The organism is Mycobacteriales bacterium, from assembly GCA_035690485.1.
Taxonomy (GTDB): domain Bacteria; phylum Actinomycetota; class Actinomycetes; order JAFAQI01; family DASSKL01; genus DASSKL01.
In genome coordinates this window covers 54917-74312 of sequence record DASSKL010000080.1, presented here as the reverse complement: position 1 = coordinate 74312, position 19396 = coordinate 54917, and the positions used below count along the sequence as shown (strand labels likewise).

The 19396-nt window shown below is 72.3% G+C and carries 22 protein-coding genes; 11 read left to right on the top strand and 11 right to left on the bottom strand.

Going from position 1 to position 19396, the window contains the following annotated elements; translation table 11 throughout:
- Window positions 1-32: 32 nt before the first annotated feature.
- The 3 genes from VFJ21_11955 to VFJ21_11945 all read right to left on the bottom strand — a co-directional run bounded on the left by VFJ21_11955 (window position 33) and on the right by VFJ21_11945 (window position 1833).
- Window positions 33-494, bottom strand: coding sequence for a universal stress protein (locus tag VFJ21_11955; protein HET7407832.1), 462 nt, complete (start codon window positions 492-494; stop codon window positions 33-35).
- A 123-nt stretch (window positions 495-617) separates the two neighbouring features.
- The gene (locus VFJ21_11950) at window positions 618-1025 is read right to left on the bottom strand and encodes a DUF302 domain-containing protein (protein HET7407831.1); all 408 of its coding nucleotides are present in this window, start codon (window positions 1023-1025) and stop codon (window positions 618-620) included.
- A gap of 130 nt (window positions 1026-1155) precedes the next feature.
- A complete protein-coding gene (locus tag VFJ21_11945) occupies window positions 1156-1833 on the bottom strand; it encodes a DUF4389 domain-containing protein (GenBank protein ID HET7407830.1) in 678 nt (225 codons plus the stop codon).
- Between the two features lie 896 nt (window positions 1834-2729).
- On the opposite strand from VFJ21_11945, the gene VFJ21_11940 reads away from it, so the two are divergent.
- Genes VFJ21_11940 through VFJ21_11930 form a run of 3 tightly spaced genes read left to right on the top strand, consistent with a single transcriptional unit; the run spans window position 2730 to window position 6462 of the window.
- Window positions 2730-3413, top strand: a complete 684-nt coding sequence (locus tag VFJ21_11940; GenBank protein HET7407829.1) for a polysaccharide deacetylase family protein — start codon at window positions 2730-2732, stop codon at window positions 3411-3413.
- Entirely contained in the window at window positions 3410-6016 is a 2607-nt protein-coding gene (locus tag VFJ21_11935) for a cation-translocating P-type ATPase (protein ID HET7407828.1), read from the top strand. Before VFJ21_11940 ends, VFJ21_11935 begins: the two co-directional genes overlap by 4 nt.
- On the top strand, window positions 6013-6462 hold the full coding sequence (locus VFJ21_11930) for a CBS domain-containing protein (GenBank protein ID HET7407827.1): 450 nt from the start codon (window positions 6013-6015) through the stop codon (window positions 6460-6462). Before VFJ21_11935 ends, VFJ21_11930 begins: the two co-directional genes overlap by 4 nt.
- A gap of 80 nt (window positions 6463-6542) precedes the next feature.
- Here VFJ21_11930 and VFJ21_11925 read toward each other — a convergent pair whose 3' ends face one another.
- Window positions 6543-7088 carry a universal stress protein gene (locus tag VFJ21_11925; GenBank protein HET7407826.1) on the bottom strand — a complete coding sequence of 182 codons (546 nt, stop codon included), beginning with the start codon at window positions 7086-7088 and terminating at the stop codon, window positions 6543-6545.
- 168 nt (window positions 7089-7256) lie between these two features.
- Between VFJ21_11925 and VFJ21_11920 the strand changes: the two genes are divergently transcribed.
- The 4 genes from VFJ21_11920 to VFJ21_11905 all read left to right on the top strand — a co-directional run bounded on the left by VFJ21_11920 (window position 7257) and on the right by VFJ21_11905 (window position 10339).
- A complete protein-coding gene (locus tag VFJ21_11920; protein ID HET7407825.1) occupies window positions 7257-7460 on the top strand; it encodes a hypothetical protein in 204 nt (67 codons plus the stop codon).
- A 10-nt stretch (window positions 7461-7470) separates the two neighbouring features.
- Complete coding sequence (locus VFJ21_11915; GenBank protein ID HET7407824.1) at window positions 7471-8853, top strand: MBL fold metallo-hydrolase; 1383 nt, start codon at window positions 7471-7473, stop codon at window positions 8851-8853.
- Between the two features lie 42 nt (window positions 8854-8895).
- Window positions 8896-9915, top strand: coding sequence for an NAD(P)-dependent alcohol dehydrogenase (locus VFJ21_11910; GenBank protein ID HET7407823.1), 1020 nt, complete (start codon window positions 8896-8898; stop codon window positions 9913-9915).
- A gap of 82 nt (window positions 9916-9997) precedes the next feature.
- Window positions 9998-10339, top strand: coding sequence for a carboxymuconolactone decarboxylase family protein (locus VFJ21_11905; GenBank protein HET7407822.1), 342 nt, complete (start codon window positions 9998-10000; stop codon window positions 10337-10339).
- Window positions 10340-10360: 21 nt separating this feature from the next.
- Here VFJ21_11905 and VFJ21_11900 read toward each other — a convergent pair whose 3' ends face one another.
- The 3 genes from VFJ21_11900 to VFJ21_11890 all read right to left on the bottom strand — a co-directional run bounded on the left by VFJ21_11900 (window position 10361) and on the right by VFJ21_11890 (window position 13091).
- A complete protein-coding gene (locus VFJ21_11900; GenBank protein ID HET7407821.1) occupies window positions 10361-11335 on the bottom strand; it encodes a nitroreductase family protein in 975 nt (324 codons plus the stop codon).
- A complete protein-coding gene (locus VFJ21_11895; GenBank protein ID HET7407820.1) occupies window positions 11335-11781 on the bottom strand; it encodes a universal stress protein in 447 nt (148 codons plus the stop codon). Before VFJ21_11895 ends, VFJ21_11900 begins: the two co-directional genes overlap by 1 nt.
- An 80-nt stretch (window positions 11782-11861) precedes the next feature.
- Complete coding sequence (locus tag VFJ21_11890; protein HET7407819.1) at window positions 11862-13091, bottom strand: acetyl-CoA hydrolase/transferase C-terminal domain-containing protein; 1230 nt, start codon at window positions 13089-13091, stop codon at window positions 11862-11864.
- Between the two features lie 147 nt (window positions 13092-13238).
- Here VFJ21_11890 and VFJ21_11885 point away from each other — a divergent pair, with 147 nt between their 5' ends.
- Complete coding sequence (locus tag VFJ21_11885) at window positions 13239-13493, top strand: hypothetical protein (GenBank protein HET7407818.1); 255 nt, start codon at window positions 13239-13241, stop codon at window positions 13491-13493.
- A 26-nt stretch (window positions 13494-13519) separates the two neighbouring features.
- On the opposite strand, the gene VFJ21_11880 is transcribed toward VFJ21_11885, so the two are convergent.
- Window positions 13520-13939: a hypothetical protein gene (locus VFJ21_11880; GenBank protein ID HET7407817.1), complete on the bottom strand. Its 420-nt coding sequence runs from the start codon at window positions 13937-13939 to the stop codon at window positions 13520-13522.
- Between the two features lie 79 nt (window positions 13940-14018).
- Entirely contained in the window at window positions 14019-14591 is a 573-nt protein-coding gene (locus tag VFJ21_11875; GenBank protein ID HET7407816.1) for an HhH-GPD-type base excision DNA repair protein, read from the bottom strand.
- A gap of 104 nt (window positions 14592-14695) precedes the next feature.
- Between VFJ21_11875 and VFJ21_11870 the strand changes: the two genes are divergently transcribed.
- Entirely contained in the window at window positions 14696-16162 is a 1467-nt protein-coding gene (locus VFJ21_11870) for an AMP-binding protein (protein ID HET7407815.1), read from the top strand.
- Window positions 16163-16168: 6 nt separating this feature from the next.
- Here the strand turns inward: VFJ21_11870 and VFJ21_11865 are convergent, their stop codons facing one another.
- A complete protein-coding gene (locus VFJ21_11865; GenBank protein ID HET7407814.1) occupies window positions 16169-17038 on the bottom strand; it encodes a metal-dependent hydrolase in 870 nt (289 codons plus the stop codon).
- Window positions 17039-17275: 237 nt separating this feature from the next.
- On the opposite strand from VFJ21_11865, the gene VFJ21_11860 reads away from it, so the two are divergent.
- Together VFJ21_11860 and VFJ21_11855 are read left to right on the top strand one after the other, a co-directional pair.
- Window positions 17276-17647: a hypothetical protein gene (locus VFJ21_11860; GenBank protein ID HET7407813.1), complete on the top strand. Its 372-nt coding sequence runs from the start codon at window positions 17276-17278 to the stop codon at window positions 17645-17647.
- 82 nt (window positions 17648-17729) lie between these two features.
- A complete protein-coding gene (locus VFJ21_11855) occupies window positions 17730-18143 on the top strand; it encodes an acyl-CoA thioesterase (GenBank protein ID HET7407812.1) in 414 nt (137 codons plus the stop codon).
- Here VFJ21_11855 and VFJ21_11850 read toward each other — a convergent pair.
- Window positions 18140-19369, bottom strand: coding sequence for a cytochrome P450 (locus VFJ21_11850; GenBank protein HET7407811.1), 1230 nt, complete (start codon window positions 19367-19369; stop codon window positions 18140-18142). The two genes, VFJ21_11855 and VFJ21_11850, sit on opposite strands and share 4 nt — an antisense overlap.
- Between the last annotated feature and the right edge of the window lie 27 nt (window positions 19370-19396).

Below are 19396 nucleotides of genomic sequence, written 5' to 3'. Positions count from 1 at the left end.
TCTCGCTGCCGGTCAAGACCTGGCAGCGGGGGTCAGAGGTCGTCAGAGCGAGGGTCGGGCGGGCGGATGATCACGACTGGGCAGCGGGCGTGGTGCACCACGGCGGTGCTCACCGAGCCGAGCAGCAGCCGGCCGAAGCCGCCGGCACCGCGCGAGCCGAGGACCAACGCACGCGCGTCGGCGCTCGCGCTGCACAGCGTGTGCGCGGGCTGGCCGATGAGGGCCTCGACCCCGACCTCGACCTGCGCGCGACGGCCGCGCTCCTTCTCCACCGTGGTGAGCATCGTCGCGGCGTTGGCCTGGGCGCGCGCGAGATCCTCGTCGGTGACGCTGCCGTAGAGCACGTCGACCGGCCAGGTCGCGGCGGTCGGCACCGGCGTCACGACGGTGATGATGCGCAACCGCACCTGGTGCGCCTCCGCCTCCTCGAGCGCCCATGCGAGGGCGCGGGCCGAGTCGCTGGACCCGTCGACGCCGACGACAACGTCGTTCATGAGTCATCCCTCCGCGTGCATTCGATCGTGAACGCCGCTCTGGCGCCAGAGCCGAACGTCCCGAAGCAGCGGCGGAGGGGCAGGAGCGCCACCCTACGGGGGAGGGGGTGACGCTCCTGCCGTCTAAGCGGCGTCGGCCACGACGAGCCGGCGAACCGCGGCGCTCAACCGCCGCGCGGCCTCGTCGGCTATCACGCGCAGCCGCGGTTCGCCGGTGACCGAGACCATGACTGCCGGGTCCTGGACCTCCAGCACGGTGCTGCCGGCATCGCCCTCGCGGAGGACGACCGTGCACGGCAGGAGCAGCCCGACTGACCGGTCGATCTCGAGCGCCTGGTGGGCGAGCCGCGGGTTGCAGACGCCGAGAATCCGGTACGGCTCGACCTCCGCGCCGATCTTGGTGCGCAACGTCGCCTGGACGTCGATCTCGGTGAGCACGCCGAAGCCCTCATCGGCCAGCGCGCCGCGCAGCCGTTCGAGCACCGTGTCGAGGTCCTGCGGCACCGTCACCCGCATGCCTACTGCGTTCATGCTCCCGCTCCCTTCGACCTACCCCAGGGGGTATATGGCGAGCATACCTCTCTTTGGCTCCGGGCCCTGGGGAGGACCGTGGTCGGGGGCGGGGCTCCGTCCGCCCCCGACCACGTGCCCGTGCGGCGCATCAACCCTGCGCCGTCTCTGCGGCCGGTGCCGCGGCCTCGTCGCCGCCCATGTCAAGGCGGAACGGGGGGTAGTCGTCGGTCATCAGTGCGGCGTACGCCGCGACCCTGAGCGCCCATCGGTTCAGCCCGAGCAGCAGGTCGAAGATCTGCTGCGGGTAGCGGCCGGTGAACAGCAGGGCGAATCCGGCGATCAGCACGAGCAGCCCGACCAGCCCGCCGCCGGCGTGCACTGCCATCCAGCCGCCGCCGAGGAAGAGCCCGACGATGAGGTAGTGCGGGATCGCGAGCAGCCACCACTTCACCAGCACCAGGCCCCGGGACAGCTGACCGGGGTAGGCGATCTCGAGGTGGGCCGGGTAGTCCGGCCTGTCCTCGAGCGTGAAGGGCGGGTAACGATCCGTCCCCAATGCGCCGTACGTGTAGTACTGCACGCGCCAGGTCCAGCGCAGGACGCCGATGTTGAAGTCGAAGATCCTCCGCGGGTAGCGCCCGGTGAACAGGATGCCGAAGAACGCCCCGATGCTCAGCAGCACGAAGGCGAGCCACAGGAAGGCCAGCACGACGTAGTGCGGGATGGCCATGAACCACTTGACCAGCCACAACCACCGGGACAGCGGTGCGTCGAGCCGCGCCGTCACGCGGACCGGATAGGTGGGGTGAGCCGTCACGGTTGCCACGGCGCTCTCCCTTCTGCTCGCAGAGCCGTGCACTGGTCGCCCGGCTGCCGACCGTCTCCACGGTGTGCCGTGGTGCGGACGGCGGACCAGGGCCGGAAGGTCCTGGCGAAGTGCCGTTGGACCGTTGACGCCACGCTGAGTCCCGGGATGTCCGCGTCGGGACGTTCGGTCCGCACGGTCGAGTCGTAAGCCGCTGCCGCGTCGACACGGGTTCAGCGACGCTAGGCCCATGGCCGCCACGAAGACCACCGCCCGGCCGCCTGGTGCGGGGCGCGCGTCGCTGCGCTGCCCGCACGGAATGGACCACCCGCGGTGGTGCTCGGTCTGTCGCGTCCACTGGGAGGCGCGGATGCGCCATCCGTCGTGGCCGCGGGACGAGCAGGTGCCCGTGGCGAAGGTGTCCGGGCGCACGTACACCCGGGCGGGAGGTGATCGCGATGATGGGCTGGCATGACGGTGGGGCATGGGAAGCAGCGGTGTGGCTCCCGCTGTGCTTGGCCGCACTCGCGGTCTGGGTGGCGGTGCTGACGGCTGTGATGTACAGCCTTCGCGCCTGCCGGGTCCGTGAGCCGGCACCACCCGAAGACGCCGCACGGCGAATCCTCGAACAGCGGTACGCCGCAGGGGAGGTCGAGGAGGAGGACTATCGCCGTCGGTGTGAGGTCCTCGCCGGCCGGTGACGGGCCGTGCGTCGACCTGTTGCGGTGGCGGTGACCTCGGTCACCGCCACCGTGCTGCTCGCCGGGTGTGGGCCGGGAGCCGGTCTCAGGACCGCTCCTTCTCCCGGCGGCAGCTCACCCGCGACGTCGAGCCCGACGGTCTCGACGTCGCCGAGGGGGGGTGCGACGCCCACGTCGGCCCCGACGCCGTCAGCGTCGAGGACTCCGACAACCGACGTGAGCGTCGCGCCCCCTGCCCCTACGACTGCACCCGCCTCGACGGCCGCCGTCGCCGCGACGGTGATCGACCGCCTCCCCACGAACCGCCGGGTCGTGGCGCTGACCTTCGACGCGGGCGCGGGCGCGCAGGGAGTCGCCCCGATCCTTGCCGCGCTGTCTCATGAGCGCGTCCCGGCCACGTTCTTCCTGACCGGGCGCTGGGTCGACGCGCAGCCGGCGGCCGCACGCCAGATCGTCGCGGCCGGACATCTCGTCGGTGACCACACGGTCGACCACCCGCACCTGCCGGCGTTGTCCGGGCAGGCGGTCCGGGCTGAGGTGACGTCCGCCGCCGCGACCATCGCCCGGGTGACCGGCCGCGACCCCCATCCGTGGTTCCGCTTCCCCTACGGCGAGAGCGACACGCGGACCCGAGCGATCATCGCTGGGCTCGGCTATCAGGCCGTCGGTTGGACGGTGGACACGCTCGGCTGGGAGGGGCGCTCCGCCGGAGGGCCCCGGGACGTCGTCCGGCGGGTGCTTGCCCGGCTGAGCCCGGGGGAGATCGTGCTCATGCACGTCGGCGCCAACCCCGATGACGGCACGACGTACGACGCGGACGCGCTTCCCGACGTCATCACGGCCGTGCGGGCCGCTGGTTACGGCTTCACCACCGTCGCCGGTGACGTGACCGCGCCATGACGGTGGGGGTCGCGAGCCGGAGCGGGCTCAGCTCCGCGGAAGCGACCCGTCGCCTGGCGGAGCACGGCGACAACGTCGTCGCCGCTGCTCCCCGAGTACGGCTCGGCCGGCGCATCGTGCAGCAGCTGGTCGATCCGCTGATCGTCGTACTCCTCGTCGCGGCTCTGTTGACGATCGCGACCGGCGACTACGCGGACGCCGGCATCATCGCGCTGGTCGTCTTCGTCAACACCGCCGTCGGCGTCGGGCAGGAGGTGCGGGCCGACCGGGCGGTCGCGGCCCTGTCGGCGATGACCGCTCCCACCGCTCGGGTGCGGCGTGACGAGACCGTGACGGTCGTACCCGCGAGCCGGATCGTCCCCGGAGACGTCGTCCTACTCGGCGAGGGTGACATCGTCCCCGCCGACGGCGACGTCGTCGAGGCGGCCGCGCTCACCGTGGACGAGTCGTCGCTGACCGGCGAGTCGGTGCCCGTCGACAAGGACCCGCCCTCGGCCGGGGCGGCGGGGGACCAGCTGTTCGCCGGGACGGTCGTGGTGCGTGGTCGCGGCGAGGCGGTGGTCACCGCGACGGGGGCCGCCAGCGCGACCGGCCGGATCGCTGCGCTGATGTCGGCGCCACCGACCCTGACCCCGCTGCAGAAGCGGCTCGTCGGCCTCGGCCGGGCGATCGCGATGGTGGGCGCACTGCTCTGCCTGATCGTCCTCGCCGTCGGCCTCGCCCAGGGTCGCTCGGTCGAGCTGATGGTGGTCACGGCGATCAGCCTGCTCGTCGCCGCCGTCCCCGAGTCGCTGCCGGCGGTGGTCACGCTCGCGCTCGCTCTCGGCGCCCGGAGGATGGCGGCTCGCAACGCCATCGCCCGGCGGCTGCCCGCGGTGGAGACGCTCGGTGCCGTCACTGTGCTGGCCACGGACAAGACCGGCACACTGACCGAGGGCCGGATGGTGGTCGAGCAGGTGTGGACGCCCTACGGTGCAGCGTCGGTCACCGGTCGCGGCTACGCGCCCGACGGAGCGGTCACCGGCCCGGACGGGCGACGGCTGACGCGCGACGACGCGCCCCATCTCGCGGCGCTGCTCGAGGCAGCCGTTCTCTGCAACGACGCCACGGTGCGCCCGCCGGCCGGTCCGCACGGCGACTGGCAGCCGGTCGGAGACCCGATGGAGGCCGCGCTGGTCGCGGCCGCCGCGCGTCTCGGCATCGTGAAGGCCGCCGCCGACCGGCGGCTCCCCCGGTTGGCCGAGATACCGTTCGACAGCGGCCGGCGACGGATGACGACGGTGCACCGGAATCCTGACGGCCGCACGCTGGTCGTGACGAAGGGCGCGCCCGAGGTCGTGCTCGAGCGTGTCGACGCCGACCCCGACGACGTCGCCGTCGCGCTGGCCCGGGCCGAGGACTACGCAGCGTCCGGCTACCGGGTGCTCGCCCTGGCCACTGCGCTGCGTGGCGACGTTGCGCCGGACGATCTCGAGTCGGGCCTGTCGCTGGCCGGCCTCGTCGCGCTGGCGGACCCGCCGCGAGAGGGCGCAGCCGAGGCCGTCGCGGGATGCAAGGCGGCGGGTATCCGGCCCGTGCTGGTCACCGGCGACCACGCGGCCACGGCGACCGCGATCGCCCGACGGCTGGGGCTGCTCGAGGACGGCGAGGCCGTCCTCAGCGGTGCCGACCTGCAGAGCTCGGACGTCGACCTCACGAGCGTCCGGGTGCTCGCGCGCACCCGGCCGGAGCAGAAGGTCGACGTCGTCGAGGCGTGGCAGCGGGCCGGCCACGTCGTCGCCATGACGGGCGACGGCGTCAACGACGGCCCGGCGTTGCGCCGCGCCGACATCGGCGTCGCGATGGGCGGCCGCGGCACCGAGGTGGCCCGGCAGGCGGCCGATCTCGTGCTCGCCGACGACGACCTGGGCACCGTGGTCGCCGCGGTCGAGGAGGGCCGGCGCATCTACGACAACGTGCGTCGGTTCCTGCTCTACGCGCTGACGGGCGGGGTCGCCGAGCTGCTCGTCATGCTCCTCGGACCGGCCGTAGGGCTGTCGATCCCGCTCCTGCCGGCCCAGATCCTCTGGGTCAACCTCGTCACGCACGGCATCCCCGGGGTCGCGCTCGGGGCCGAACCGGCGGAGCCCGACGTGCTGCGACGTCCCCCTCGTCCGGCGAAGCAGAACGTCCTCGGTGATGGCCTCGCCGTCGGCATCCTGCAGCTCGCGCTCGTGGTGACCGCCGTGAGCCTCGGGGTCGGCGCGGCGGCCCACGGCTCGGACCGGCCGTGGCAGACCATGCTGTTCCTCGCGCTCGCCGGAACCCAGCTCGCCGTGGGGCTGGGGGTTCGCGCTCGCGCGCCCGGCCACGCGTTCCTGTTCGCGGCGGTGGCCGCCGCGTTCGCCCTGACCGTGGCAGGGGTCTACCTGCCCTGGCTTCAGGACCTGCTCGAGACTCGGCCGCTCGCGGCAGCCGACCTGGCCCCGGTGCTGGCGCTCACGGCCACGGGCTGGATCGCCGCCCGGTGGGTGACCCGACGTCGGGCCCGAGCTGAGGACCAACGGCACTGGCGTGGGCGCGCGCCGTTGGAGACGCTCGAGCACGGAGGTGGGTGCCGATGACGACGTCGCATCCGCGAGGTGGCGTCCCCGACGGCACGAAGGTCGCTGACCCGGTCACGGCGCGGATGATCATGAGTTCGCCGGTGCTGACCGTCAGCCCCGACGCGAGCCCGTGGTCGGCGTGGACGCTCATGATTGAGCACGGCGTGCGCCACCTGGTCGTCGTCGCCGGAGGCCACTGCGTCGGGGTGCTCGACGACCGCGAGGTCTTCGCTCAGTGGCCGGTCGGCCCCCTGGCGCTGCGCAGGCAGCGGATCGCGGGCATGATCCGACCGCGGACCTCGTGCGTGCTCGCCGACGCCGACGTCCGCCAGGTGGCGCTCGTCATGGTCCAGGACCGGGTCGACGCCGTGCCGGTGGTCGACGAGGCCGGCGACGTGATCGGCGTGGTGACGGGTGAAGACGTCGCCCGTGCCGTCGCCCGCTGGGGTCTGTACGACGCCTGACGTGGCCTTGCCGCCGGCGCGCCGCGCCCGACTCACCGTGGGCCGTCGGGCCGCGGCAGCTGGACGGCAGGCGCGAGCGCTCAGACCGAGACCGATCTCCGCTCGACGGTGCGCACCGAGTCGTCGGGGTGCACAGCCTCCACGGTGGCGGGGACGACCACGACGGGGCAGGTGGCGTGCCGTACGCACGACGAGGCGGTGGAGCCGAGCAGTACGCCGAGCCCGTGATGCCTGCTGCCGCCGACGACCAGCAGGTCCGCCCTCTCGGCGTGACGGGTCAGCGCCCTGGCCGGTGCGTTGTCCGCGGCGAGAGCGAGCTCGACCCGCAACCGGTCCTCCGGGCGGACGACGGCGGCGGTCGTTTGGCGCAGCTGGTCGAGGGCGTCCCGACGGAACTGGTCGTAGGGGGCCTCCGTCACGGCGGGGTAGTCACCGAACGCGAAGTTCAGGTAGGGGTTCGGCGGATAGACCAGCACGGCCTCGACCCGCGCCGACGTGGCGTGCGCCTCGTCGATCGCCCAGCGCAGCGCGGCCTGCGAGGCGGCGCTCCCGTCGACGCCGACGACGATTCTCCGGTCGCTCGCGGCTTCGTCGTCGTACCCGTAGATGTCGTGGCACGTCGTCATCGCCCTCACCCCTTCGCATCGGCACGAGCGGCTGACCTCGTGACTGCCAGCCTCTCGCCCGGACCGGCATCCGCGTAGAGGCTTAGGTCCCGCGACGCAGACGTGACCAACGGCCCTACCGGTGCCCGGGCGGCGCGGTGAGCCTGGACTCGACGAGAGGAGGCCGACGTGACCAGCCGGCTCTTCGACGACGAGGTGGACGAGCGTTACAGCCGCTTGCTCGACCACGACCCGGTCGTGGCGATGCACGACATCGAGCAGGAGGCGGGCGAGGAAGCCGAGCTCGAGGACATGTACTGCATGGATATCGCCGCCGCCCGCGAGCTGGGCGTCGAGCTCGACCAGCTGTACGACGAACCGGTCCTGGACTGAGAGTGCAGCGATGACGGCCAGACTGGACTTTCTCGGCGCGGTCGGGACGGTCACAGGTAGCCGATTTCTCGTCAGCGTCGATGACACGAAGGTCATCGTCGACTGCGGTCTCTTCCAGGGCCTGCGCGAGCTGCGCCGCCGCAACTGGGAGCCTTTCCCCGTCGCCGCCGAGGGGATCGGGGCCGCGCTGCTGACGCACGCGCATCTCGACCACAGCGGGTACCTGCCCGCGCTCGTGCGGCAGGGGTTCCGGGGGTCGACGTACCTGACGCAGGGCACCGCCCAGCTGGCGCACATCGTGCTGCTCGACAGCGCCCACCTGCTCGAGGAGGACGCCGACAACGCGCGCAGGCACGGCTACTCGAAGCACGACCCGCCGCTGCCGCTCTACACCGAGGCTGACGTCCTGCGGGCCGTGCGCTCGATGTGCTCGGTGCCGCTGTGCGAGCCGTTCGAGGTCACGCCCGGATGGCGCGCGACCCTGCGCCCGGCGGGTCACATCCTGGGCTCCTCCAGCGTCCGGCTCGAGCTCGCCGCCGGGCAGACGGTCCTGTTCTCGGGAGATCTCGGTCGCCCGGTCCACCCGCTGCTCAACTCGCCTCCCGACCCGCCGGCGTCCGACGTCGTCGTCGTCGAGTCGACCTACGGCGATCGGCGGCACGAGGCCGCCGACGACGGCCCGCTCGGCCGGGCCATCACCCGCACCGTCCGGCGGGGTGGGTCGGTGGTGATCCCGGCGTTCGCCGTCGACCGGACCGAGGTCATCCTCATGGCGCTGCGCCGGCTTCGCCTCGGTGGTGCCATTCCTGACGTCCCCGTCTACGTCGACAGCCCGATGGCGCTCGCGGCGCTGCAGATCTACCGCGAGGCGATCCGCCGGCGCGACCCCGAGGTCCGCGGTGACCTGCCCGTCGGCGAGGAGCTGTTCGACCCGGGCAACCTGCACGAGGCGCACTCCGTCGAGGAGTCCAAGGCGCTGAACGCGCCGACCGTGCCGTCGGTGATCCTCTCGGCGTCGGGCATGGCGACCGGCGGCCGCGTGCTGCACCACCTCGAGTGGCTGCTGCCGAACCCGCGCAACACGGTCGTGCTCGCGGGCTACCAGACCGAGGGCACGCGTGGCCGCGCCCTGCTCGAGGGTGCCCGGAGCCTGAAGATCCACGGCCGCTACGTCCCGGTGCGCGCCGAGATCGTCAACGTGCCGAGCTACTCGGTGCACGCCGACGCCGACGAGATCGTCGCCTGGCTCGGCCGGATGCCGCAGCCGCCGCAGGTCTGTTACGTCGTCCACGGGGAGCCCGGGGCCTCGGCCACGTTGCGGGACCGGATCGAGCGGGAGCTGCAGTGGACCGCGGTCGTGCCGCGGCCGGGGGAGCGCGTGCTGTTGGACTAGCGCCGCGGCACCGATCGTCGCGGCGGAAAGCTGGAGGTGGACATGCGAGCGATGGTGTTGCCGGACTACAAGGCAGTTCTCGAACCGGCCGAGCTACCCGATCCCGTGCCTCCGCCCGGTGGTGCGGTCGTACAGGTCGCTGCGGCGGGCGTCTGTCACTCGGACCTGCACCTGATCGACGGCGAGATCCCGATGATCCCCGCTTTCCCGTGGGTTCTGGGCCACGAGGTCGCGGGCTACGTCGCTGCGGTCGGGGACGGCGTGCGCTCGGTGCGCCCGGGCGACGCGGTCGCGGTCTTCGGCGGCTGGGGCTGCGGGGCGTGCCGCTTCTGCCTCGGCGGTGAGGAGCAGCTCTGCGACGTCAGTCGCTGGGCGGGCATCGGCGCGCAGGGCGCCTATGCGGAGTACATCGCGGTGCCCGGCGAGCGACACCTGGTGCCGCTGCAGGGCCTGGATCCCGTGCAGGCTGCGCCACTGACCGACGCGGGGCTGACGCCGTACCGCGCCCTGCGCAAGGTGCTGCCGCTGCTCGGACCGGCCAGTCACCTCGTGACGATCGGAGCCGGCGGCCTCGGTCAGTACGGCGTGCAGTACGCCGGCGCGCTGAGCCCCGCACGCACCATCGTCGTCGAGACGGCTGCGGACAAGCGGGCCCAGGCGCACGCGCTCGGTGCACACGTCGTGCTCGACCCGACCGGGCCGGACGTGGTCCGCGAGATCCACGACCTCACCGAAGGGCGGGGCGCGGCCGCGGTCATCGACTTCGTCGGCAGCGACGACACGCTCGCCCTGGCGGCGCAGGTCGTCGGCGCGGCAGGTCGCATCGTCGTGGTCGGCATCGCCGGCGGTGCGCTGCCGGTGTCGTTCCTGGGCCTGCCCGTCGAGGTGGAGGTCATGACGAGCTACTGGGGCAGCCGCAACGAGCTGGCCGACGTCGTCGCGCTGGCCCAGTACGGCAAGCTGCACTCTCCGCTCACGGAGTACCCCCTCACCGAGGCGAACGCCGCCCTCGACGACCTTCGCCGCGGCAAGGTCGCCGGCCGCGCGGTGCTGATCCCCTGAGGGCCTCGGGCACCGCGCCGGAACCTGGGACCGGCGCGGTGCCGGGTGGACAGATGTGTCGTGTCGAGATGAGGATGGGGTCATGGCTCATGACGTGTTTCCGCACGCAACCGCGGAGATGAGTGCCCGTCGCAAGGCGCTCGCGCCGCAGACTCACGACGCGTTCACGGCTTTCAGCAAGCAGGTTTTCGCCGAGGGTTCGCTGCCCGAGGTCACCAAGCAGCTGATCGCGGTGGCCGTGGCGCACACCACGCAGTGCCCCTACTGCATCCGCGGGCACACGAAGCTGGCCCACGCCAAGGGGGCCACCGACGAGCAGATCATGGAAGCGATCTGGGTCGCGGCGGAGATGCGGGCCGGCGGAGCCTACGCGCACGCCGCCATTGCCCTCGACGCTCTCGCGGACGGCGCGGCGAAGGGCTAGCCATCCGGTGGACGGACCGGCTCAGCTGACCGAGAAGACGTCGGACAGCGGCCGGCGCGGGGTCGTCACGTCCGTGGTGGGGTAGCCCACGCGCAGGATCATCTGCACGTAGCCCGACAACCCGAGCAGCGGGGCTACCCGGGTGCGGTAGGCCGGCCAGTCGAGGACCTGTGTGAGCGGGGAGGCCGCGAGGCCACTGGCGGTGGCGGCGAGCAGCAGCCACTCCATCGCCATCCCAGCACGCAACCAGGCCCGCGGGTCGTCGTCGTCGGTGCCGATGAGCACGAGTTGAGGACGCTCTACCGGAGGCGGGGCGTCCGCGCTCTCGCCGCCCTGCGGACGGTTGCCGAATTCGCGCAGCGGCACGCAGGAGACGGAGTCGCTGTCCCGCCACGCACGGGCGGGCACACCCTGGTGACCGTCGTCACGCGTCCACGCGGCGAGCTCCTCCAGGTACGCGGGGTCGCAACGCTCGGCCTCGTCCGCCTGTGCCAGCAGAGCGTTGACCAGCACGAGATCCTCGCTGCGGTACAGCACGTGCAGCCAGGCACCGCGACCGGCCACGCCGTGGCGCCACTGGTGCAGGACGGGGGCCGGCACGGGTTCGCCCGTGAACGGTTGACGGTGGGTGTGCCGCTTGACGATCGCGCCGGCCAGCCGCCGTTCCACGATCGTGCGTGAACGCTCGCCCCCCAGGGTGATCGTGGCGAGCAGCAGCCGGTCGTCCGGGTCGGGGAGCAGGCTGATCAGGCAGTCACGCCCGGCCGCGTGCACAGCCAGCTCCACGTGCATCAGCGCCGCCCCGCAGCTCAGATGCAGCGAGCGGCCGGTCGGGTCGACCTCTTGCAGCTGCCGACGCGGGTCGGCGTACAGGTGCAGCCGGTCGCCCTCGGCGACGAAGCGCCAGGGCTGGCTGTTGTGGATCGACGGTGCCTGCACGGCGGCGGCGACCGCGCCTTTCCAGATGCGGGCCGGCGGTGCGAGGGTCGTGGCCATCACTTGCCTGCCTTGGGGGGGCGGACCACGACGACCGGGCACGCCGCGTGATGCACGACGTGGCCGCTGACCGAGCCCAGCAGCATCCCGGTGAACGCCCCGTGTCCCCGCGAGCCGACGACGAGCAGGTCGGCCGACGCCGCCGCCTCGAGCAGCACCTCGGCCGCCGGACCCTGCGCGATGCGGACATCGACCGAGAGGTCCGGTTCACTGCCGAGGACTTCGGTCACCGAGGCGCGTACCGCGCGCTCGGTCTCTGCGGCCAGGTCGTCCTCGGGAATCGCGACCGCGTAGCCGTAGTACATCGTCGGGTACTGCCACGCGCCCATGACCAGCAGCCGACCCTCCGCACGGCGGGTGTAGTCCGCGGCCCAGCGAAGCGCGGTCTGCGAACCTTCCGAGCCGTCGACTCCGACGACCACCAGTGGGTTCACCGTGTCGGCCATGTGAACCACCTCCTGTTCCAAGGCTGGTGCGCGTCCGCCCGCCGCGTTAGGGGCGTTGGTCCCGAACCTGGTGCCGGGGGTCACAACAGGTGAGCCTCGGCGGCCGCCCTCCGGAGATCGTCCCGCGCGTCGGGGTGCGCCGCCTGCTCGATGAGAGCCCGTGCTTGCTCGTGCTGGGAGCTGCCCCACAACGGCGCCGTACCCTGCTCGGTCACGACGTACGACTGCTGGAACGACGTGGCCGGCGCACGCAATGCGGGCACGATCGTCGAGACGTCGGCCTTCGGGTGCCACGAGGCGAGGGCCACGACCGCGTTGCCGTCGGTCGCGTGCAGGGCGCCGACGATGAAGTCGGTCTGACCACCGAAGCCGGAGTGGATCTGGTCCCGGACGTACGACGCGTTGGCCTGGCCGAACAGGTCGACCTGCAGTGCCGTGTTGATCGACGTCATCGCCGGCTGCCGCGCGATCCGCGCCGGATCGTTGACCTTCTCGGTGCGGCTGAAGACCAGTCGCCGGTTGCGGTCGATCCAGTCGTAGAGCTCGGGGCTCCCGGCCGCGAACGACGTACGCAACGGGTGGTCGCCGTCGAGCGCCCCGGCGCGCTCCAGGTGCATCACGCCGTCGCTCAGCATCTCGGTCCAGACGCGCAGGCGGGTCCGCCCGCTCAGCGCGGCGAGCGTGGCGTCGGGCACCGCGCCGATGCCGGCCTGCAGCGTTGCGGCCTCGCCGACGAGCGAGGCCACCCGGGCACCGATCTCCCGGTGCGTCTCGTCGGAAGGGCGCGCCGTGGTGGCGCGCAGCGGTTCGTCGACCTCGACCGCGTAGTCGATGTCGGCGACCGGCACCTGCCCGTCGCCGTAGGTGTAGGGCATCGACCGGTTGAGCTGCGCGACCACCAACGCGCCGCGGTCGTGCGCCGCCTCGATCGCGGCGGGCAGGATGTTGACCTCGATGCCGAGGGACACCACCCCGTCGCGAGGGACCGTGGTGTTGAGCACCACCACGTCTGGAACCAGCCGCGTAGTGATGAGGCGCGGCACGAGGCTGAGTCGGCACGGCGTGTAGGCGAGCAGCGGATGTCCGCGCATGCCCGGACCGACGAACGGCGTCTCGGGGATCACCCCGTCGCGCAGCAGGAGGCCGGCCGGGGCGTTGAGCATGAACAGCCGGTACGCCGGGATCGCGGCGTCGACCGCGGTCAGCAGGGTCGCCGGCGCGGCGGCGTTGCCGCTCGCGACGATCCGTGGTTGCTCGGCACGCAGGTTGCCGAGCACGCGGCTCAGGTGTTGCTCGGAAACGACGTGCACGGGGCGGCTCCAGGGACGGGTTGTCGTGCAAACGACGTACCCGCGCTCGGGCATCGGGCCGGTTTGTGGACCGGTTCCGGCACATCTTCACGGTGTCTCCCGCAGCATGCCAAGCACGGGGACCGGATGCCGAACAGGAGACCGGGCATGACGGTGACGGTAGACACGGCGTCGTTCGCGCAGCGGCGGGCGGCGCGCGAGCGCATGCTGGTGATGACCGAACGGCTGATCGCGGAGTATGCCGACGTCTTCCCCGCAGGCAGCGTCATCAGGTGCGTCTCGCGCTACTGGATACAGCTGCGCAACACCGGCGTCGACGTCGACGTCGACGTCGTGGCGGCCACCGAGTCCGCCGTACGTCGACGGTTGTCGGCCCTTCGCCCGCCGCACCGCCTGTTGTGATCCGGTGCGGGGGCCGTGGCCCGGGCTCAGTGGGGGGGCTGGGCCCGGGCCGTGGCGACCTGCCGGACGACGGCGCCTGCCGTCTTCAACAGGCCGCTGAGCACGTTGCCGGCCACGCGCGCCGAGGTGGTGGCGGTGCCGGCAGGACCCTCGAGCAGCCGGCGTCCGCGACGTACCCGTGCGACCGCATGGGCGACGTCTTCTCCCGGCCGGACCACACCCAGCAGCTGACGTCGGCTCAGGCAGCTGCGGGCGGCCTGCTCGATCGCCGCCAGCGTGCTGCTGTCTGAGAGGTCGGCGTCGCGCAGGTCGATGAGGACGGCCGCGTAATCGGAGAAGGCGGCTCCCGCCATCAGCGAGCGGCAGAGGAACGACACGGCCGGATCGCTGTGGGCGGCGATGACCGCCACGTCGCCCCGGTTGCTATGGGTGAGCGTGACGGGCATGTGCCCATCTCACGCGCCGGGTCCGTCGCCTGATAGGGCCGAACGTCCCAACGGCGGAGGTGCCACAGGCCGGGGCAGGCTAGGCGGAGGCTTTCGCCGCGGACTTCATCTGCTGCTTGTAGGCCCGCACCCGTCCCAGCGACTCGGCGTCGACGATGTCCGCGACGGACAGGTGAGAGCCGGCTTTGCCGAACGTGCCGGCAGCCTCACGCCACCCGCGGGGCCGGACGCCGAGCTGCTTGCCGAGCAGCGCCACGAAGATGCGCGCCTTCTGCTCCCCGAAGCCGGGCAGCCCACGGACCCGTCGGAGCAGCTCGTTGCCGTCGCGCGCGGTGGTCCAGACGTGGGCGGCGTCGCCGTCGTAGCTCGCCACCAGCTGCCGGCACAGCTCCTGCACGCGGGCGGCCATCGCCTTGGGGAAGCGGTGCAGCGCGGGCGGCGTGGCGAACGCCGCGACGAGCGCGTCCTCGTCGTAGTCCGCGATGCGGGCGGCGTCGAGGTCGCCGATGCGCTCGGCCAGGACAAGCGGGCCGCGAAAGGCCTTCTCCAGCGGGATCTGCTGGTCGAGCACCATGCCGATCAGCAGTGCGAGCGGGCTGCGCGTCAGCAGCGCATCGGCGTCGGGGTCCTGCGCGAGACACATGTCGGGCATGTCGGTGCACCTCGCGTGTTTCGGGAGTCGAGGACGGCCCTGGCAGGGCGTTCAGGGTGACCATAGTGCCGCCCGCCGGTCGGCTGCGCTGCCGAGCAGGCAGGATGGCGGTCGTGGCACCGATCTCTTTCGCGCAACGCATCCGCGACCTGGCCGGCCAGGACCCCGATCGGCCCGCGGTCACGTGCGGCGACCGCTCGTTGACCCGGGCCGAGCTCGACCGGGCGGCCACGAGCCTGGGCCATGACCTGCGCGCCGGCGGGGTGCGCGTCGGCGACATGGTGACGGTGGCACTGCCCAACTCGGTCGACTGGTTCGTGGCGTTCGCCGCCTGCTGGAAGATCGGCGCGATCCCGCAACCGGTGTCCGCCAGGCTCCCGGTGCGCGAGCTGACCGCCATCGTCGAGCTCGCCGACGCGGCCGCCGTCCTCGGCGTCGAGGAGGCGACGTTTCCCGGCCGGCGATGCCTGCCGGTCGGCTACACCGCGCCGCCCGTCGACGAGCCGCTGCCCGACGTCGTCTCCCCGGCCTGGAAGGCGCCGACCTCGGGCGGCTCGACCGGTCGTCCCAAGCTGATCGTCTCCGGCGACCCGTCGCTGTTCGAGACCGACGGGCCCGTGCCGCTTCTCATCAGCCCCGGCGGCTGCATGGTCATGCCCGGGCCGCTGTACCACAACGGCCCGTTGATCTGGTCGTGGCAGGCGCTGCTCTGGGGCGACCACGTGGTGGTGCTGCCTCGCTTCGACGCGGAGCAGACGCTCGACGCGCTCGATCGCCACGGGGCCGACATCGTCTACCTCGTGCCCACGATGATGAAGCGGATCTGGTCGCTCGGCGAGCAGGTGCGCGGCCGTTACGACCTGTCGGCGCTGCGGGTCGTCTGGCACCTCGCGGAGCCGTGTCCCGCCTGGCTGAAGGACGCCTGGGTCGAGTGGCTCGGTCCCGAACGGATCTACGAGCTGTACGGCGGCACCGAGGGTCAGGCCTCGACGATCATCAGCGGTGAGGAGTGGCTGGAGCACCGCGGCTCGGTCGGCCGACCCGCCCGGGGGACGGTGACGATCCGCGACGAGGACGGCCGCGACCTGCCGCCCCGGCAGACCGGTGAGGTGTGGCTGAAGTCGGAACGCGACACCCCGACCTACCGCTACGTCGGCGCCGAGCCGCGCCGTTCGGCCGACGGCTGGGAGTCGCTCGGCGACATGGGCTGGCTCGACGAGGACGGCTACCTCTACCTCGGAGACCGGGCCAGCGACATGATCCTCACCGGTGGGTCGAACGTCTACCCCGCAGAGGTCGAGGCCGCGATCCTCGAGCACCCGCTGGTCCACTCGTGTGCGGTGATCGGCCTGCCCGACGAGGAGCGCGGCAACAACGTCCACGCGATCGTCCAGGCCGATGGGGCGCTGCTGCCGGAGCCGGAGCTGCTCGCGTTCGTCGCGGAGCGGCTGGTGCGCTACAAGGTGCCGCGGTCGGTCGAGTACGTCAGTGAGCCGTTGCGCGACGACGCCGGCAAGGTGCGACGCGCGGCCCTGCGCGCCGAGCGGGTCGGGCCGGTCGCCGCCGGCTGAGGAGGGTCAGGAGGCGACGGCTCCGCGGGTCGCGTAGAGCATGGCGCCGCCCTCGCCGAACAGCCGCTCGCGCCAGCTCTCGACCAGGTCGTCGTTTGGCACGTCGCTCGGGTGGAAGCCGCGACGTTCGTAAGCCTTGAGCTGCTGCCAGGTGGTCCGGCTCAGCAGCGGCTGGCGGCGCGCGTAGCGCCAGCTCTTGCGCAGCGCCCCCGGCCGGTATGTCGCCCGGTCGCTGAGGATCGACAGCACCACCTGCACCGCCATCCCGAGCACGAACCCCCAGCGGACGGCCTTCATCGTGAAGATGCGCAACCGCTCGCTGCCGCCCATCGCGCGATAGACGTCGAACGCGACGGCCTTGTGCTCGCTCTCCTCGAGTGCGTGCCACAGGAACAGGTCGCGGGCCGCCTCGTGGCCGAACGCCTCGCGGGTCTCCTCGTCGCGCATGACCAGCTCCGCGAGCGTGGCGGTGACGTGCTCCAGCGCCGCTGTCGTCGCGAGGTTCGCGATCGGCGGCACGTGCCGGGTCCGGAACTCCAGCCCGCGGCGGGTGAGCCGCTCGGCGATCTGGGTGGGGTAGCCGAGGGTCGCGAGGTGGGCGTTGAACGCACGGTGTTCGCGGCCGTGGGTGACCTCCTGGCCGATGAAGCCGGAGACCTGCTGCTTCAGCACGGGGTCGCTGATCTGGTCGCGGTAGTGCTTGACCGACCGGACGAAGAAGTCCTCACCGTCGGGGAACACCGACGACAGCGCCGCGACGAGGTGGCTGGACACCAGGTCGCCGTCCTTGGCGAAGTGCTTGGGCACCGACTCGAACGCCGCCTCCAGGGCGACCCTGCGGACCGGCACCTCGCGCACGCCCGTCGATTCCGTCATCGGCCTCTCCCTCGGTGCCCTGTCCGGAAAGTAACGAATGTTACCGGCCCGCGGTCGGGTCCGAGAGCCGAGGTCCGGCAGATCGGCGCATGCCGGGGCCCTGACTCGGCGGAAGCCGCTTGAGTGCACGCACGATGCGACGTAGCGTTCTCTCGTTCGCCCCGTCCAGGTCCCGGCGGGTGACCGCAGCTGCTCTGGCCCCCAGCAGCCCTCCTCGGCGCGTGGGAATGAGAGCAGATGGCTGCGGATTTCGAGATCATTGCCGGACAGGCCTCGTCGGCGTACCCGGCGGTCTACGTGCGGGTCGGCGTACTCGACTACCAGTCGGCGCGAGAGGCCCGGCAGGTCCTGCGCGAGCTGGGCAACCGGTCCGGGGTGCGCATCGTCGTGGACCTCACGGGGCTCGACGACCGGCACGAGCTGACGATGTTCGCCTTCCTGGCCGAGGCCGCCCGCACCGTCGACGGCAACGGCGGCGCCCTTGTCGCGGTCGGGCCGTCCTCGATGCTGGCCCGGCACCTTGTCGCCGCCGCCATTCCGGTGACTCGGGAGCCCCCGCGGATCACGGCGGCGGCCGAAAGCATCGCTCTGGGCGCACTGGCCGGCTGACCGTCGCGGGTCGATTCGCCGGAGGAGCCGCCAGCGGCATCCGGGCCGGCCGGCGGCCGGCGGCACGTTAGCCTCCCCGGTCATGGTTGCTGCAGCCGAGGTGTACACGTCGCCGGTGCGCTACTACGAGGTCGACATGCAGGGTGTCGTCTTCAACATGTGGTACCTCGGCTACGTCGACGAGGCCAGCGCGTGGTTCCTCGGCCGGCTGCCCGGCCCGACGCTGCAGGACCTCGACCTCGACTTCCAGGTCGTGCACGCGGAGGTCGACTGGGCCGGTTCGCTGCGGGCCGGGGACATCGCGCACATCGCCGTAGACGTCGAGAAGATCGGCACCACGAGCTTCACGCTCCGCTACGACATCCGCGGTTTGGCCGATCTGGAGTCCGACGTGCTCGTGACCGTGCGCACGGTCTACGTGACGGTCGCCCGCGACCTGTCCGGCAAGCGCCCGATCCCCGACTCGCTGCGCGAGGCGCTGGTCGCTGCGAGCTAGCGGCGGCGCGGCCCGGGGGCGAACGTCACCGGCAGCCGGCGGGGTCCGGCTATGAACGTCGACAGCAGCGGCTCGCGCGGCCCGGCAGGGGCGATGTCGGGCAACCGGCTGAGGATCTGCCGCAGCATGGCGGCGATCTCGATGCGGGCGAAGTGCGCGCCGAGGCAGAAATGGGCGCCGCCGCCGCCGAACGCGATGTGCGGGTTGGGCGCCCGGCCCACGTCGAAGGCGTCGGGCTCGGCGAAGACCGCCGGGTCGCGATTGGCCGCGCCGTAGTACATGACGACCTTGTCGCCGGCCGCGATGCGCCGCCCGCCCAGCTCCGTGTCGACCGTCGCCGTGCGCCGCATGTAGACCACCGGGCTGACCCAGCGCAGCAGCTCCTCGACCGCCGTGGGCAGCAGGCCGTCGAGGTCGGCGGCCAGCCGCGCACGCTGCGCCGGGTGCGCGAACAGGGCCTCCATGCCGCCGGCCACCAGGTTGCGGGTCGTGTCGCCGCCGGCGTTGAGCAGCAGCAGGAAGAACCAGTTGAACTCCTCGTCGGACAACCGCTCGCCGTCGACCTCGGCGCTGACCAGCGTCGACGCGAGGTCGTGGCCGGGGTTCTTGCGCTTGTCCGCGGCGACCTGCCCGGCGTACGTGTGCATCTCGATGACGGCGGCCATGTGGTCGGCGTCGCTGAGCCCCGGGTCGGCCGAGTGCATGATCTCGGTCAGCTCGTAGAGCCGGCGGCCGTCGGCCAGTGGGATCCCCATCAGCTCCGCGATGACGTACGACGGCAGCTCGCCGGCCAGGTCCGCGACCAGGTCGCACTCGCCGCGTTCGACGACCTCGTCGACGATCTGCGCGGCCAACGCCTCGATGCGCTCGGTCCACGTGGCGGCGCTGCGCGGCGTGAACCCGCGGTTGACCAGCTGCCGGTAGCGAGTGTGCTGCGGCGGGTCCATGTACAGCATCATGTGGCGGGCGCCGTCGAGCAGCTCGGGCGAATCAGGGTCGGGGATCATGATGCCGCCCAGCCACGACGAGAAGGTCGCGGTGTCGCGGCTGACCCGCTGCACGTCTGCGTGGCGGGTGACTGCCCAGAAACCCGGCCCGTGTCCTTCCGGGTGCCGGTAGACCGGGGCGTTGTCACGCAGCCAGCGGTACTGCTCCCACGGGTGGCCGTCGACGAACGACTCGACATCGGTCAGGGCCACGGGGGCGGACATCGTCTCGGCGCTCACCCGGCCACTCTGCCACCGCCACGCGCG